The 14,802-nt window shown below is 46.5% G+C and carries 16 protein-coding genes; 11 read left to right on the top strand and 5 right to left on the bottom strand.

Going from position 1 to position 14,802, the window contains the following annotated elements; all coding sequences use genetic code 11:
• The first annotated feature begins 1 nt into the window (after position 1).
• The 6 genes from LRP50_RS12805 (at position 2) to LRP50_RS12830 (ending at position 5,626) form a co-directional block, all read left to right on the top strand.
• Positions 2 to 484, top strand: coding sequence for a GNAT family N-acetyltransferase (locus tag LRP50_RS12805; protein WP_274164858.1), 483 nt, complete (start codon positions 2 to 4; stop codon positions 482 to 484).
• Positions 485 to 1,077: 593 nt separating this feature from the next.
• Positions 1,078 to 1,506 (top strand): ATP-dependent zinc protease family protein, encoded by a 429-nt coding sequence (locus tag LRP50_RS12810; RefSeq protein WP_337992916.1) that lies wholly within the window; start codon positions 1,078 to 1,080, stop codon positions 1,504 to 1,506.
• A gap of 4 nt (positions 1,507 to 1,510) precedes the next feature.
• The gene (gene rimK, locus LRP50_RS12815; RefSeq protein WP_028023965.1) at positions 1,511 to 2,419 is read left to right on the top strand and encodes a 30S ribosomal protein S6--L-glutamate ligase; all 909 of its coding nucleotides are present in this window, start codon (positions 1,511 to 1,513) and stop codon (positions 2,417 to 2,419) included.
• Positions 2,403 to 3,467, top strand: a complete 1,065-nt coding sequence (locus tag LRP50_RS12820; protein ID WP_274164860.1) for a succinylglutamate desuccinylase/aspartoacylase family protein — start codon at positions 2,403 to 2,405, stop codon at positions 3,465 to 3,467. Before rimK ends, LRP50_RS12820 begins: the two co-directional genes overlap by 17 nt.
• A 246-nt stretch (positions 3,468 to 3,713) precedes the next feature.
• Positions 3,714 to 4,655 carry a lipase family alpha/beta hydrolase gene (locus LRP50_RS12825; RefSeq protein ID WP_420791221.1) on the top strand — a complete coding sequence of 314 codons (942 nt, stop codon included), beginning with the start codon at positions 3,714 to 3,716 and terminating at the stop codon, positions 4,653 to 4,655.
• Between the two features lie 107 nt (positions 4,656 to 4,762).
• Positions 4,763 to 5,626: a lipase secretion chaperone gene (locus tag LRP50_RS12830; protein ID WP_274164861.1), complete on the top strand. Its 864-nt coding sequence runs from the start codon at positions 4,763 to 4,765 to the stop codon at positions 5,624 to 5,626.
• Positions 5,627 to 5,712: 86 nt separating this feature from the next.
• On the opposite strand, the gene LRP50_RS12835 is transcribed toward LRP50_RS12830, so the two are convergent.
• Positions 5,713 to 6,372, bottom strand: coding sequence for a hypothetical protein (locus LRP50_RS12835; protein ID WP_274164862.1), 660 nt, complete (start codon positions 6,370 to 6,372; stop codon positions 5,713 to 5,715).
• A gap of 144 nt (positions 6,373 to 6,516) precedes the next feature.
• Between LRP50_RS12835 and msrB the strand changes: the two genes are divergently transcribed.
• On the top strand, positions 6,517 to 6,960 hold the full coding sequence (msrB, locus tag LRP50_RS12840) for a peptide-methionine (R)-S-oxide reductase MsrB (protein ID WP_274164863.1): 444 nt from the start codon (positions 6,517 to 6,519) through the stop codon (positions 6,958 to 6,960).
• Positions 6,961 to 7,049: 89 nt separating this feature from the next.
• Here msrB and LRP50_RS12845 read toward each other — a convergent pair whose 3' ends face one another.
• Positions 7,050 to 7,289 carry an RNA recognition motif domain-containing protein gene (locus LRP50_RS12845; RefSeq protein ID WP_274164864.1) on the bottom strand — a complete coding sequence of 80 codons (240 nt, stop codon included), beginning with the start codon at positions 7,287 to 7,289 and terminating at the stop codon, positions 7,050 to 7,052.
• A gap of 271 nt (positions 7,290 to 7,560) precedes the next feature.
• On the opposite strand from LRP50_RS12845, the gene LRP50_RS12850 reads away from it, so the two are divergent.
• Entirely contained in the window at positions 7,561 to 7,833 is a 273-nt protein-coding gene (locus LRP50_RS12850) for a hypothetical protein (protein ID WP_028023959.1), read from the top strand.
• 37 nt (positions 7,834 to 7,870) lie between these two features.
• Here the strand turns inward: LRP50_RS12850 and LRP50_RS12855 are convergent, their stop codons facing one another.
• Positions 7,871 to 8,335 (bottom strand): DUF3429 domain-containing protein, encoded by a 465-nt coding sequence (locus tag LRP50_RS12855; RefSeq protein WP_274164865.1) that lies wholly within the window; start codon positions 8,333 to 8,335, stop codon positions 7,871 to 7,873.
• Positions 8,336 to 8,399: 64 nt separating this feature from the next.
• Positions 8,400 to 8,663, bottom strand: a complete 264-nt coding sequence (locus tag LRP50_RS12860) for a DUF5062 family protein (RefSeq protein ID WP_274164866.1) — start codon at positions 8,661 to 8,663, stop codon at positions 8,400 to 8,402.
• 573 nt (positions 8,664 to 9,236) lie between these two features.
• Between LRP50_RS12860 and LRP50_RS12865 the strand changes: the two genes are divergently transcribed.
• The 3 genes from LRP50_RS12865 (at position 9,237) to LRP50_RS12875 (ending at position 13,015) form a co-directional block, all read left to right on the top strand.
• Complete coding sequence (locus LRP50_RS12865) at positions 9,237 to 11,186, top strand: PTS mannitol transporter subunit IICBA (protein ID WP_274164867.1); 1,950 nt, start codon at positions 9,237 to 9,239, stop codon at positions 11,184 to 11,186.
• A 73-nt stretch (positions 11,187 to 11,259) separates the two neighbouring features.
• Positions 11,260 to 12,408, top strand: coding sequence for a mannitol-1-phosphate 5-dehydrogenase (locus LRP50_RS12870; RefSeq protein WP_274164868.1), 1,149 nt, complete (start codon positions 11,260 to 11,262; stop codon positions 12,406 to 12,408).
• Between the two features lie 76 nt (positions 12,409 to 12,484).
• Complete coding sequence (locus LRP50_RS12875) at positions 12,485 to 13,015, top strand: MltR family transcriptional regulator (protein WP_274164869.1); 531 nt, start codon at positions 12,485 to 12,487, stop codon at positions 13,013 to 13,015.
• Positions 13,016 to 13,302: 287 nt separating this feature from the next.
• Here the strand turns inward: LRP50_RS12875 and rluF are convergent, their stop codons facing one another.
• Entirely contained in the window at positions 13,303 to 14,583 is a 1,281-nt protein-coding gene (gene rluF, locus LRP50_RS12880) for a 23S rRNA pseudouridine(2604) synthase RluF (protein ID WP_274164870.1), read from the bottom strand.
• Positions 14,584 to 14,802 lie beyond the last annotated feature (219 nt).

The raw sequence follows: 14,802 nt of genomic DNA on the forward strand, positions 1-14,802 counted from the left end.
TATGAACCCAAGAATTGAGATTGTTGACTACCACCCACGATATACCGAACAAACGATTGAAATGTGGCGCTTGAGTAAAGAAAAAGCCTTGGGTATTCCTGAAATGCACGACCTTGATGCTCATCGCTACTACTTGAACAGAATTCTTGCCGCAACCAATCGTATTTACCTCGGCATTGAACGCAGAACAGGCCGAGTTTTGGGAATGATTGCCGCCGACGGCGAATTTATTACGCAACTTTACGTCGCGCCAGGTTCTCAACGAATGGGGATTGGTTCGTTACTCGTGCAATTGATCAAAGATACGAGCCACGGCGATCTCAAGCTTTATACTTTTAAAATTAACCATGGTGCTCGTACCTTCTGGCAAAAGCACGGTTTCGTTGAATGCCAAGTTGGTCAGCACCACAATGAAGAAGGGTTAGTCGATATTCTTTGTGAATGGCGCAATGCGACAGCATACAGCCATCTCAGCTATGCCTAAGTAAGCTTTGGCTAAGCAAGCTACGCCTAAATATCAGCCACACTATTTACTCTACTCTTACACGAATAAAACTAAACAGATGGCGCTGTTTTAACACTAAAATATCGCCACGTTTAATTCATATATCACTCTGTTACAGCAAACAAAATCTCGACTTCTCACTCCCTCTGCAAGGCATCAGGCACACCGCGAACTCGCTAGTGTCATACCTTTCAAACCGCCCCCTTTTTTACGCATTAAACTCACACATAACATCGATAAAATAAATTTATCGTCACGAGTTAAAGATTGACTTGTCGACCACAAAGCAAAGCTGTAACTTGCGCCCTCCTTAGTGCGGTGCTGTCAATGTGGATGCGATAATTGTGCCGCCGGAGCTGTAACGATAGTGTTGATTATTCAATCGGTTCTTATAAATGTGAGCGGAAAAAATTCGCAGAGCAGCTATCGTTTTACTTGAGTTAGTGTCAACGACTGGCGCGCTCACTCCATCATACCGAAATACACTATCCGGGGCATTGACAGAGATGACTGACAACAACGCAGCTCGACCAACACAGGTCGAAGAATCAAACCAAACTAAAGCAAATGCAATGACGACTGTCGGCTGGCGTGAATGGGTGGGCCTTCCAGAGCTAAACATCTCTGCAATTAAAGCAAAAGTGGACACCGGGGCTAGAACATCGTGCCTGCACACTTTTGGTATTGAAGAATACGAAAAAAATGACGAAAAATGGGTGAAGTTTTGGGTTCATCCAATTCAAGATGACAGCGTTACAGAGCAAGAATGCCACGCGAAAGTCATCGACATGCGAACAGTTCGCGACTCGGGCGGTCATGAGACTTTCCGCTATGTCATCCTAACAACATTAGTTATTGGGACAATGCGCTACCCAATAGAGATGACATTAACAGCACGCGATAACATGCAATTTAGAATGTTACTGGGACGAACCGCTATGGAAGGCCGACTACTGGTCGATTCAGAAGCATCATTCATCGTTGAAGCGCCACAAGGTTAAGTTTATGAAAATTGGAATTCTATCTCGCAACGCAAACCTTTACTCGACCCGTCGCCTGATCGAAGCGTGTGAAGCACGTGGGCACGAATACAAAATCATTGACGCACTGCGCTGTTATATGAACATCAACTCAACACAGCCTTCTATTCATCTTATGGGTGAAGATCTGGTAGGTTTTGATGCTGTTATTCCACGTATTGGTGCTTCTGTGACCTTCTATGGTTGTGCCGTATTACGTCAGTTTGAAATGCTGGGTATCTACACCGTTAACGATTCAGTGGCTATCTCACGCTCACGTGACAAGCTTCGTTCGCTTCAATTACTGTCTCGTAAAAATATTGGTATGCCCATCACAGGTTTTGCAAGCAAACCAGGTGATATTAAAGACCTTCTGAGCATGGTTGGTGGCACACCCGTTGTTATCAAGCTGTTGGAAGGCACACAAGGTATTGGTGTGGTTTTGGCTGAAACGCGTAAAGCTGCTGAGAGTGTAATCGAAGCCTTTATGGGTCTGAAAGCTAACATCATGGTGCAGGAATACATCAAGGAAGCTGGCGGTGCTGATATTCGCTGTTTCGTTATCGGTGACAAAGTCATCGCAGCGATGAAGCGTCAAGCTCTGCCGGGTGAATTCCGTTCAAACCTTCACCGTGGTGGTAGTGCGTCACTTGTTCGCATTACACCAGAAGAACGTAAAACAGCGGTTGCTGCTGCGAAGGCTATGGGCCTACATGTTGCAGGCGTTGATTTACTGCGCTCTGAGCGCGGCCCCCTAGTGATGGAAGTTAACTCATCACCAGGTCTAGAAGGGATCGAAACTGCAACGGGTAAAGACGTGGCAAGTTTGGTCATAGAACATATAGAGAAAATAGTCTCTTCTCCGAGGACAAGGACACGTGTCAAAAGCCAATAATAAAAATAACGCATTTGAAATTGGCGGGATAACCATCCCGCCAGGTGAACGCGCAAGCGTTGAATTTGAAGTTGCCAAGCTTTATACACACTCACCGCTGTCAGTGACAGCGGAAGTTATTCATGGAAAGAAGCCCGGCCCTGTTCTAATGATTAACGCCGCCATTCATGGCGACGAATTGAATGGTGTTGAAGTTGTCCGTCAGACGCTAGAACGCATTAACCCAGCGACGCTGAAAGGCACGCTTATTGCGATTCCAGTCGTCAATGTTTTCGGCTTCATTCACAAGTCACGTTATCTCCCTGATCGCAGAGACCTAAACCGCTGTTTCCCAGGTTCAGAACGTGGCTCGATAGCAGGACGCATGGCATACCAGATCTTCGAACAGATCGTACGCCGATGCACCCATATTATGGATCTGCATACTGCCGCTATCTATCGTACAAATTTGCCACAAATTCGTGCAAACTTGTCTAACGAAGAAACCAATGAAATGGCCATTGCATTCGGTACGCCTGTTGTTATCGATGCTGCTCTTCGTGAAGGCTCTCTACGTTCTGAAGCCGAGAAAATTGGCATACCTGTAATCACCTATGAAGCGGGTGAAGCGCTTCGATTCGAACCGTATGCGATTACTGCAGGTGTGAACGGTGTGAAACGCGTAATGCAGCACTTAGGCATGATCCGTAAGAGTGCACGCAAGTCGAAAGTTGAACCTGTTATTGCTCGCGCTACGCGTTGGCTTCGTGCAGAGTCAGACGGTATTTTGCGTTCACACGTATCCCTAGGTCAGCGTGTCAGTAAAGGCCAACTGTTAGCATCAATCAGCAGCCCAGGCGGAAGCGAAGAAATCCAGACCATTGCTCCACTAGGTGGCATCATCATTGGTCAGCAAACGTTGCCGTTGGTTAACGAAGGAGATGCAATTTTCCACATTGCTTACTTTGAAGAGCCAGATCGCTTGGTAGAACAACAAGTAGAACATTACTTGGATGAAGTGACCGACGATTCAAGCAATGAAATCAAGTTTGGTATCGGCGTTCAATAAGCTATCCCATCATTGATTTAACACATCGGATAACCTCGCTTCTAACAGGTTATCCTGCATTAAAGAGCTGCCGTTCTCACGCAGCTCTTTTTTTTGCCTGCTCCTTGCTGACAACCCGCTCTCTCCGTTAGTTTCCACACAATAAAATTTAACAATTAACAAACATCTCACTAATGAGACAAAAACCATGGTTAACAGGTGGCTAATATGTAACCGACATCAGAGGACTGACCAGAGGTAATTATTGTGAAAGGATTCATACTGTCACTGCTACTCGCAACAACGTCTATTTCTGTTTTTGCAGGATCAAGCACCAGCGGCACCTCCACGACAGGCTACACACAAACAAAATATCCCATTGTGCTGGTTCATGGCCTATTTGGGTTTGACCGGATCCTCGGCGTCGATTACTTCCACGCCATTCCTCAAGCATTAACACGCAGTGGCGCTAAAGTTTTTGTTGCTCAAGTCTCTGCGACTAACAGTTCGGAAGCACGCGGCGAGCAACTATTACAGCAAGTTCGTTGGATACGCGCCGTCACTGGTGCGCAAAAGGTTAATCTCATCGGACACAGTCATGGCAGCCCAACAGCGCGCTATGTGGCTTCTGTAGCACCCCATTATGTGGCATCAGTCGCCAGTGTTGGCGGTGTCAATAAAGGCTCTGAGTTTGCCGATGTGGTGAGAAAAGCATTTGCTCCAAATTCTGCAGGGGAAGCCTTAGCGGTCAGTGCCGCTCGCGCTTTATCGGGTTTAATTAGTGCCCTGTCTGGTGGCAGCCATCTGCCTCAAGACCCGCTTGCTTCCCTTCACTCTTTAACCACCAAAGGTTCACGAGCGTTCAATGCCAAATATCCCGAAGGCATTCCGACTTCGCGATGCGGAGAGGGTCGCTACCGTGAAGCCAATGGCGTTTACTACTACTCATGGTCAGGCACTAGCACTGCCACCAACATTCTTGATATCACCGACCCAGCGCTGTTTGTGACGGGGCTGTTCTTTTCAGAACCTAACGATGGCCTTGTCGGTCGCTGTGCAACGCATTTGGGTCGTGTTATTCGCAGTAACTACCGCATGAATCATCTGGATGAGGTGAATCAGTTTTTCGGGCTGCACCACTTGTTTGAAACCGATCCAGTGACGATTTTTCGTCAACACGCTAATCGATTAAAACGACAAGGTTTGTAATAAAGCGATACCGAACATAGGTACACGCCCAGAAATTAACGCTCACTCCTTGCAAGAGAGTTGACTCGGTACGTGAGCGTTAATTCAACGATGACAAGGAGCACGCCATGCGCATTAGCTTTACAACTTACAAAATTCTTCTATTGCTTGTGGCAGGCGTCATCTTTGCCGTGTTTGTTTCGGTTTACTCAAAAGATGAGAACGAGGAACAGTCACAAGTGCGCTCACACCAAGGCACAGACGTTGATATTTCATCAGATCGCGATACGTTTGAATATTTTCTTTCAACGTTGGGCGAACAAAACCTAGCACAGCTTAATGAATCCTATACCGACTTTGCGGACACAATGAGCTTTGGTGAACGCCAAAAAATACTGTTTGAAAAATATCAGGCGTATCGTCAATCACTGGCTCTTATCACACCGCCACAATCACTTTCTGGCATTGATTATTTGCAATATATCCATCATCAAAGCCTGTCGATGCAATCAGAGCATTTCAGTGAAGAAGAACAAAAACGTCTGTTCTATGAACAAAACCTGACGCGAGAAATGGCGATAAAGCGATTGGAGATTGAACTACTAGGGCTGGATGAAGACAGCTACCAAGCACAGTGGCAGTCAGAACTCGACCAACTAACCCCTGACATGAAAGAGAGCTACCAAAATGCCGCGCTGATTGGGCAACTAAGTACCGCCCTATCACTCGATGACAAGACGAAGTCGGAGAGAATTCGTGACCTCGTCGGGGAGGAAGCCGCATCACGACTTGAGGCTCTTGAGACACAAGAAGCCGCCTTTAAACAAACATTTCAACAGTATCTTGCCCAACGCAGCGAAATACTGCAAAAGGCCACACTATCGAAGGATGAGCAAGATCAGGCACTCGCTACACTCAAGCATTCTCACTTCGATCTCGAAGATTTCCGTCGCGTTGAAGCCTTAGAGACCCTAAGTGAGCAAAGCCAATGATCCAGCGTGATGTTCAGGTTTTTTCTCATTGAAGAACATACATATGGATATGGCAATAGCCTTGAGAGCAAACAGTCGTGATCAAATCATTGCAGATAGTCAGAGGGTGCCAGTAAAGATACACGGAAACGAATCTGCTCACCAAAGCGCTGACGAATACGTTGGCGGGCTGACTTAGATTCATCCACAACTTCTACGGCAACAATCTCGTCGAACTCATCAACATAGACACGCAGATTGCCAATGTACACGGCAACATCGTCGGCACGCACAAGTACAGTAAACCACTCAGGCAGCACCAAGTTGACATAACGCAACGATTCTCCCTCACGAAGAGCACGCTCAAGTCCAGTCAGCATCTGGGTTTGTTTTGGGATCGCTATATAAAAGGGGATGTTCCAGTCAGCCAACAGACCAAGCGCACTGCTCGAGGTCACGGCCATTTTCCCACGGGAGTCATTTTCTGGCACATTCGTATCCAGCCAGACCAGCACCCGTTCACCGTCAAATGGCATAAAGGTGTCAGTCTCTTGTTTTAACGACGCCCCCACTACTGCGGGGAGCACGGTAACGCGACCAACAAGAAGAACCTCATCATCTTTGATCTGAGAAAAATCCGACAACGTATCTGTCGTAGAGTTTGATGTGGAACAACCACCAGCAGACACGATCAGCAAAACCAGCCATGTGCGTAACACTGACAAACTAAAGCACTGTTGGAGCAATAAATGGGGATAACGAACCATGGATCAACCTTAGTACAAATCATCCCACACTGAGGTCACCTTGTTCGTAATGAAATATTTGTTGTGGCACGTCGGTCTTTTCATTCACCACGCGTGTTCATGCGCGACGTGGGTTATCAATTAAATAGATAGGAAGGTGACACTATGCTTAACTGGGAGTCTGTATTAACCACAGCAAAACACGGTAACCCTACCCCTCCACGTCGGGTTGAGAAAACAGAAGTGGAATGGCAGGCCGAGCTAAGCGAAGAGCAATTTTATGTCACACGTAAGCACGGCACCGAACGTCCATTTAGCTCAGAGATGTGCGGTATTTTTCAGCCCGGCGTTTATGCCTGCGCATGCTGCGACACTCGCCTGTTTGATGCGCAAGAGAAATTCGACTCTGGAACAGGTTGGCCGTCATTCACCGCACCACTCGAGGAAAATGTAGTGGCGTATACCATGGATATTTCGCACGGAATGACGCGTGTTGAAGTGACATGCAACGTGTGTGATGCGCACCTTGGTCATGTCTTCCCTGATGGACCTGAACCCACCAAGCTTCGTTACTGCATTAATGCTGTCGCAATGAACAAAGAAGCCTAGCACTAACAAGCGCGTAAGCTTATTGAAGCATAAAACGAAAAAGCCAGCCCGTTGAAAGGCTGGCTTTTAAGGTATAAGAGAAAGCAGAATTAACGATCAGCTTTCTTTACGCGGATCTTGCTCTTGGCAACATCGCTAAGATTTAGGCCAGCAATCGCTGCTTTTGCTTCATCTTCATTTGGCATTTCAACAAACGCAAATCCCTTCGATAGACCCGTTTCTTGGTCTAGAACAAGCGTACACTCTCCCACTGAACCATGTGTGGAGAAAAGAACACGGATTTCATGCTCAGTCATGGTGCGCGCTAGGTTGCGAACTAAAAGTTTCATATTAAGCCGTCTGATATAAAAATTACCGCTGAATTGTCTCAGGTAAGCATGAGCAAACCAAGAAAAGAATCATCACATTGACCGTTCGTTGCTTTTTTGGTCCAGTTTTATCCTTGAACCTCATCCAGCGAGCACTTTCGACCGAACTCTCGAATGCCAGTTTCAGTCAAGGGAGTAAAAATTTTGTCGTCTCGGTGGCGAGAAGTACGCTTTTTGCCGTACCATACAGCGGTAAAAACTTAATAACAGCGCGAGCGCAAGGCGAAAATTCATGAACGATGACGACATCCTCACCAGCGAACATCTTTTAGAGATCGTTGAAAACCAACTCAACGACAATCACCCTAAAAAAGTGAAAGAAACATTGATGCGTCTGCGTATGACAGGTTCTTCACAGGAAGAAGCCATTGAATACATTGCATGTGCGCTGATGGTCGAAGTCTATGACGTGGCAAAAGGTGGTGGTGAGTTCAACCTTAAACGCTACCAAGAACATTTAGATATGTTGCCTGAAATGCCATGGCAAGATGATTTAGAAGACTAAAGCAATAGAGAGAAAAAAGCGCCCTTAGGCGCTTTTTTTATGCTGCTTGTGTGGCTAGCCCACTCATACCGTTGCCTTCCAACCAGTAAAGCAGGAACACATGGCAAACCACCACAACCGCCGTAAGTACCGCTCGCATTAACGTGTACCAAAACGGATAAATCCCTTTGAACATCAGCCCAACTTCTAACGCAAACAAAATCACAAAGGACGCGATCAGTAAGTAGAGTGAGTAAGGATACGGCATCAACAATGCGCCCACCGCAACCAAAGAGAAAACAATGCCTACAGTAAGACCGTTTGTCGGTTTGTCAGGCTTTGCGCCACTGATTGTCATTCCCCAGACTGCGCCAGAAAGAAAGGCCAAAATCACCGCGCTATAACTCAAGAAGGTATGGATTAGAGCGCCTTGCCAATCAATAGGCCAAATGGGCAACAAGATGCCAAAAGCAATAAACGGGATTAATCCCATTGCGCCGTAGATAAGTGCTGTTTTTTTCATGCTCAGAACCTCTCATGTTGCTTTAGCTTATGGTCAATCTACGTAGATGACTTGCAGTGGGTTATCAGTCGACGAGAAGTGGGTGCCCTTCGGGAAGCTGTTTTTGAATCCAAAGCACCAGTTTATGCTTCATATTTGGGCCGTCTTCTTTGTCAGAAGCAAGGGGAACTATCACTTTATCATCCACCAACAAGCGGTAGATGCATTCAATTTTTATCTTATTAGACGTTCCTTCATCAAAAGTTATGTACCCACGCTTCTTGGCGTATTGCTCACCAATACTCAATGCCTTTTTTAATAACTGGGCTTCGTGCTTAATTTTTTTCATTCTTTCACTCCAGCGTAATTCCTCGAACCAGCATATCAGAGACATAACTATACTCAAACAGACTCAAGCGGGGTGTGCATCTAAGGAATGGAGAATGATGAGTCGCAACTGGCTGATAACATCAGAAGTGGTCATTAACATAATGTCAAAAAATTACAAAATGGCTTTTAGAGAGAGCCATCACTTTATTGACCAAGAGAATTAACAAATAAAATGTGATTTAGATCACCTTAATTTGCGCATGGGGACATGAAATATTCACTTTAGTGATTTATATCACAATAAATATCACCCAGGCATAAGATATAAATGTGACAAAAATCTCTTTTAGATGTCGTTAAAAATGTTGACTTTTTGTTAACTTAAAATTTGAAATAAAATTACAAGCCAAATGCGAGATAGGTCTCACTTTTTTCAGAAAGAACGGGGGTGATAACGTGACGATGATCAAAAAAAACCCGTCATCGGCGTCTTTAAGCGTTTGTGTGGTAATTTGATGTTGACGACAAACAAACCAGCGGTTTTGGCGAACCGCTTTACACAATTTAAAGAAACTTCAAACGGGTAACACTTATGATATCACCAGATGCGAAGATCAAAGTACAAAATTTTGGTCGGTTTCTCTCAAATATGGTTATGCCTAACATTGGCGCATTTATCGCGTGGGGCATAATCACCGCACTTTTCATCCCAACCGGTTGGTGGCCTAACGAAACACTGGCAGCAATGGTTGGCCCAATGATCACCTACTTACTCCCTCTTCTTATCGGTTATACCGGTGGTAAGTTGGTCGGTGGCGATCGAGGCGCTGTGGTAGGTGCAGTCACCACGATGGGCGTTATCGTTGGCTCAGACATCCCTATGTTTATGGGCGCGATGATTGTTGGTCCTATGGGCGGTCTAGCAATCAAAACATTCGATAAGAAAATCGAAGGCAAAGTCAAAAGTGGCTTTGAGATGTTGGTCAACAACTTCTCATCCGGCGTCATCGGTATGTTGTGTGCGATTGTCGCATTCTTCCTGATAGGTCCATTTGTTAAAGTCGTTTCTGACATGCTGGCTTCTGGCGTTAACTTCCTTGTAGAAGCTAATCTCCTCCCTTTGACTTCCATTCTTGTAGAACCAGCAAAGATTCTGTTCCTCAACAATGCGATCAACCACGGTATATTCTCTCCGTTGGGTATTCAGCAAGCAGCAGAAACGGGTAAGTCTATCTTCTTCCTGATTGAAGCAAACCCAGGTCCAGGTCTTGGTATTCTTCTGGCTTACATGTTCTTCGGTAAAGGCATGGCAAAACAAACCGCTGGCGGCGCATCTATCATTCAGATTTTCGGTGGTATCCACGAAATCTACTTCCCATACGTATTGATGAACCCACGCCTTCTTATTGCTGCAATTGCTGGTGGTATGACAGGTGTGTTCATTCTGACCGTCTTCAACGCTGGCCTAGTGTCGCCTGCATCGCCAGGTTCTATCTTCGCGATTCTGTTGATGACGCCTAAGAGTTCACTGGTTGGTGTGCTGCTTTCTGTTGCCGCTTCTACCGCCGTTTCTTTCTTTGTTGCCTCCGTATTGCTTAAAGCACAGGGTGAGACTGATGAAAACGGTGATGAGGACGCGCTAAACAAAGCCACATCTCAAATGAAAGACATGAAAGCGACGTCTAAAGGCGCGGCGGTTGCTCAAAAATCTAGCGGCAACGTGAACATGGCTGATGTGAAAAGCATTATCGTCGCATGTGATGCGGGTATGGGCTCCAGTGCCATGGGCGCAGGTCTGCTCCGTAAAAAAGTGGCTGAAGCCGGCCTCGAAATCTCTGTTACCAACGTCGCTATCAACAATCTGCCTGCAGACGTTGACGTGGTTATCACTCACTCAGATTTGACGGACCGTGCTCGTAAACATGCAGAACACGCTCACCACATTTCGTTGAAGAACTTCCTCGACGGTGTCGTTTACAACAACTTAGTTACGCAATTGCTGGCGGCCCAAGGCCCAAAGGCGGCAAATGATGCTGAGTACATCAAAAAACCTTTACTCGCGGCGAATGAACCAACACTGCAACCAGAGCCAGTGCCAGCATTCAAGCTAGAAATACAAAACGTCCATTTAGCACTTCGCGCTGATAGTAAAGAAGAAGCGATTCGTTTTGCGGGTGAACGTTTGGTTGAATTGGGTTACGTTGAGCCAGAGTATGTGGACGCAATGTTCGAACGCGAGAAGTTGGTTTCTACCTACCTTGGCGAATCAATTGCAGTGCCGCACGGCACGATTGAAGCGAAAGATAAGGTGAAGAAAACCGGAATCGTTATTTGCCAATACCCTGCAGGTGTTCAGTTCACTGATGACGAAGACGATGTTGCAAGACTCGTTATTGGCATCGCAGCGAAAAACGACGAACACATCCAAGTAATTACCGCAATCACCAACGCGTTAGATGACCCTGATGCTATCGAACGTCTCGCTTCAACGAGCAGCGTAAACGAAGTTCTGGAAATTCTATCGGCTTCTGAGGCTGCATAAGGCCAGTAGAAGCAAATGAAGCCAGCAATCGCTGGCTTCTCATTTAGAACAAGATGTTGGTGAGGTAATAACAATGAAAAAAGCTGTACATTTTGGTGCTGGTAACATCGGACGGGGCTTCATCGGTAAACTACTTGCCGATTCAAACGTCGCCGTCACGTTTGCCGATGTCAATGAACCACTCATTGATCAATTGAGCCATGAACAGAAATACAACGTGCGCGTGGTCGGCACAGAAAGCAAAATCGAATCGGTTAGCCACATTTCAGCGGTCAACTCGATGAGTTCAGATGTCATAGACCGCATTGCAACCACCGATATGGTGACCACAGCCGTAGGTGCAAATGTCCTCGACAAGATTGCTCGCACCATTGCTGAAGGTTTAAAGAAGCGCTTTACAGACGGCAATGAATCTCCGCTAAACATCATTGCTTGCGAGAACATGGTGCGTGGTAGCACCCACCTGAAAACGGAGGTTTACCTGCATTTGAACCAAGAAGAACAAGCGAAAGCTGAAGAGTACGTTGGGTTCGTCGATTCTGCCGTAGACCGTATCGTTCCCCCGATGGATGCGGCGAACGACGACCCACTTGAAGTCACGGTTGAGAGCTTTAGCGAATGGATTGTTGATGACCAACAGTTCAAAGGTGAGATACCTGCGATTACAGGCATGGAACGTACCAGTAATCTTATGGCGTATGTCGAGCGGAAGTTGTTCACATTGAACACTGGGCATTGTATTACTGCATACCTTGGTTGCCTTTCCGGTTACAGTACCATTCGTGAATCCATCAGTGATGCGGTCATTCGCACAGAAGTGACACAAGCTATGATGGAGAGCGGCGAAGTACTTATTAAACGTTATGGATTTGATCGTGATAAGCACTATGCCTATATCGATAAAATCATCGAGCGCTTTGCAAATCCCTACCTTGTTGACGAAGTTGGACGAGTTGGTCGTGAGCCCATCAGAAAATTAGGCCCTAACGATAGATTAATCAGGCCGTTAATCGGTACAATAGAATACAGCACGGACAATCAGGCGCTATTGAAGGGCATTGCAGCTGCATTGAAATACACCAATAGCTCAGATCCACAAGCTGTAGAGCTTCAAACTTATTTGCAAGAACACGGTGTAGTCAAAACGCTTGAGCATTATTGTGGCCTAGAAGAAACGAGCAAAGAGGCGCAAAGCATTGAGTCAATCTACCACCAGCTATAGCGTCAAACGTCCAAGTCCGGACAATGACAAACGGGAGCGAAAGCTCCCGATACCAAGGAAGAATACCGAACCGAGAATGGTCGCACCAATAGATGAAACTCAAATTTTAGAGAGGCTTAATAGTGCACTGTCGGTGCGCGGCTTTTTTATTGCCTCTGTCGAGGTCTTTAATGATGCTATCGATTCCTTGGTACAGCGGATTTTCCGCAAAGACGATTTTGCGGTGACATCCGTCGTGGGCCCTTTACTAGATACCAATGGCCCGCTCGGCGATCTCTCTGTGCGCCTAAAATTACTTTATGGATTGGGCGTGCTGCCAGACGCCGCCTACCAAGATATAAATGATATTATTAAGTTGCGTAATCAACTCAACAGCGATGGGGAAGAGTACACGTTCACCCATCCATTCATTCTCACTGCCATTAAGAAGCTTCACTTATCAGAGAAGATGGGGATGGTGAAATTGGATGAGACACAACCCGATGATGACATTGACTTGGAGTTCTACCAACTTCAGCTTAAGCGTCAGCAGCAGATGATTGTGTCTGGTCTTTCACTGGCCATTGTAGAAATTTGCAATGCGCTGAACAAAGAGAGTCCCTTCTAGCGCTCCGTAACCAAAGACCTCAGAGAGAATGCAAGGATGCATACTCTCGACACCACATCGCCTTCCTCATTGTTTATTCTACGAAACACGTTCAGCTTCAATACCACCACCAAAACAGTAGCCCCCTCACTCCTCAAATATTTGTTTTCTTCTCAGAGGCACATTGTTCATTGTTGCTTTTAAGACTGACTGTAACGGTAACCTATGCAGATAAAGGCTTTCGCCACAAAAAAGGAGCGACATCGTCACTCCTTTTTCAGTGCTGAACTTAAGTGCACAACGTAGCTTTAACGGCGCTCCTTTGGCTTACGCCCACTCGGTGCGCCACCGCTTCGACCACCCTCTTTGCGAGAACCCTCATTACGCGAGCCATGTGAGCGATCGTTCTGCGGACGACCGCTTGGACGTGGGCGCTGCTTACGCGAGTCACCATTGTTAGAACCCGTTGGACGTGTATCGTCGCCGCGAGGTCTCCCCTCATTACGCGGAGCATCTTTTTTCGGGCGCTCACTTCGATTGTCATCTCTACGACCATTACGGCGGGCATCATCAGAACGCGCATTCTCTTTGCGACCGTTCTCTTTGCGATCACTGTCTTTGCGTCCGCCATCTTGGCGAGATGACGGCGAGCGTTCGCCGTCCTTACGTTGACCACCCTGACGTTGCCCCTCCTTAGAGAAAGAACGTTGGCCTCCACGACCGCTGCGAGCAGCCGGTTTAGGTTTGGCAAAAGAAATTTTGCCGGAACTCAAGTTCTGTTTTGCCGCATCGCTAGCGGCGCTTTTTACATCTCCGTTGCCAATGCCTTCCTCAGAAAACGCCGCATCAGGTTCAAAGGTGCTCTTTGAATCCACAACAGCTGCGTTAATGTCGTCCATTTCCTGCGCCGTCAGTTCACGCCACTCGCCCAATTTCAGCGTGCCCAAACGCACATTCATGATGCGGATACGCTTTAGCTTGGTGACCTCAAAACCTAGATATTCACACATGCGGCGAATTTGGCGATTCAAACCCTGAGTCAGAATGATCTTGAAAACAAACTTACTCTGTCTTTCTACAACACAAGGTTTGGTCACGGTATCTAGGATCGGGATACCGTTAGACATCAGCTCAACGAACTTAGGTGTGATAGGACGATCAACGGTCACCAAGTATTCTTTCTCGTGGTTGTTACCAGCGCGAAGAATCTTGTTCACGATATCGCCATCGCTCGTGAGAAAGATAAGCCCTTCTGATGGCTTATCTAGACGTCCGATAGGGAAAATACGTTTAGGATGACCAATTGCTTCCACAATATTCCCGCGCACATTTCGCGCCGTCGTACAGGTGATACCAATTGGTTTGTTGTAAGCAATGTAAACACGATCGACTTTGCTTTCAGGCACTTTATCGATGCGTTTGTTGTTCACCATGACTTCATCACCCGGCAACACTTTCGTGCCAAGCTCAGGGATGATGCCATTGATGGTGACCTTTTGCTGTTCAATGAATTTGTCTGCTTCGCGGCGCGAGCAAAAACCAGAATCACTGATGAATTTATTTAGACGTATTCCGCTACTTGTGTTCACAAACGTTTCTTATCTCAAATTGTACTGTTCTCGTTCAACCAAGCGATCAAAGCGCTATGCCATTTTGAAGGCTGGCGCTCCGCGGTTGACGCGGGTATAACCGCTAATTATACGTTAAACCAAACCCTGCAAGATAGCGGGATACAGGCTTTTATCTATGCCAATCGCTTTAACCCTCCCCCCTCGCGTCGTTTATCACCAAAAAATCGGCTTCTTTCT

This window comes from Enterovibrio gelatinilyticus, assembly GCF_028683095.1.
Classification (GTDB): domain Bacteria; phylum Pseudomonadota; class Gammaproteobacteria; order Enterobacterales; family Vibrionaceae; genus Enterovibrio; species Enterovibrio gelatinilyticus.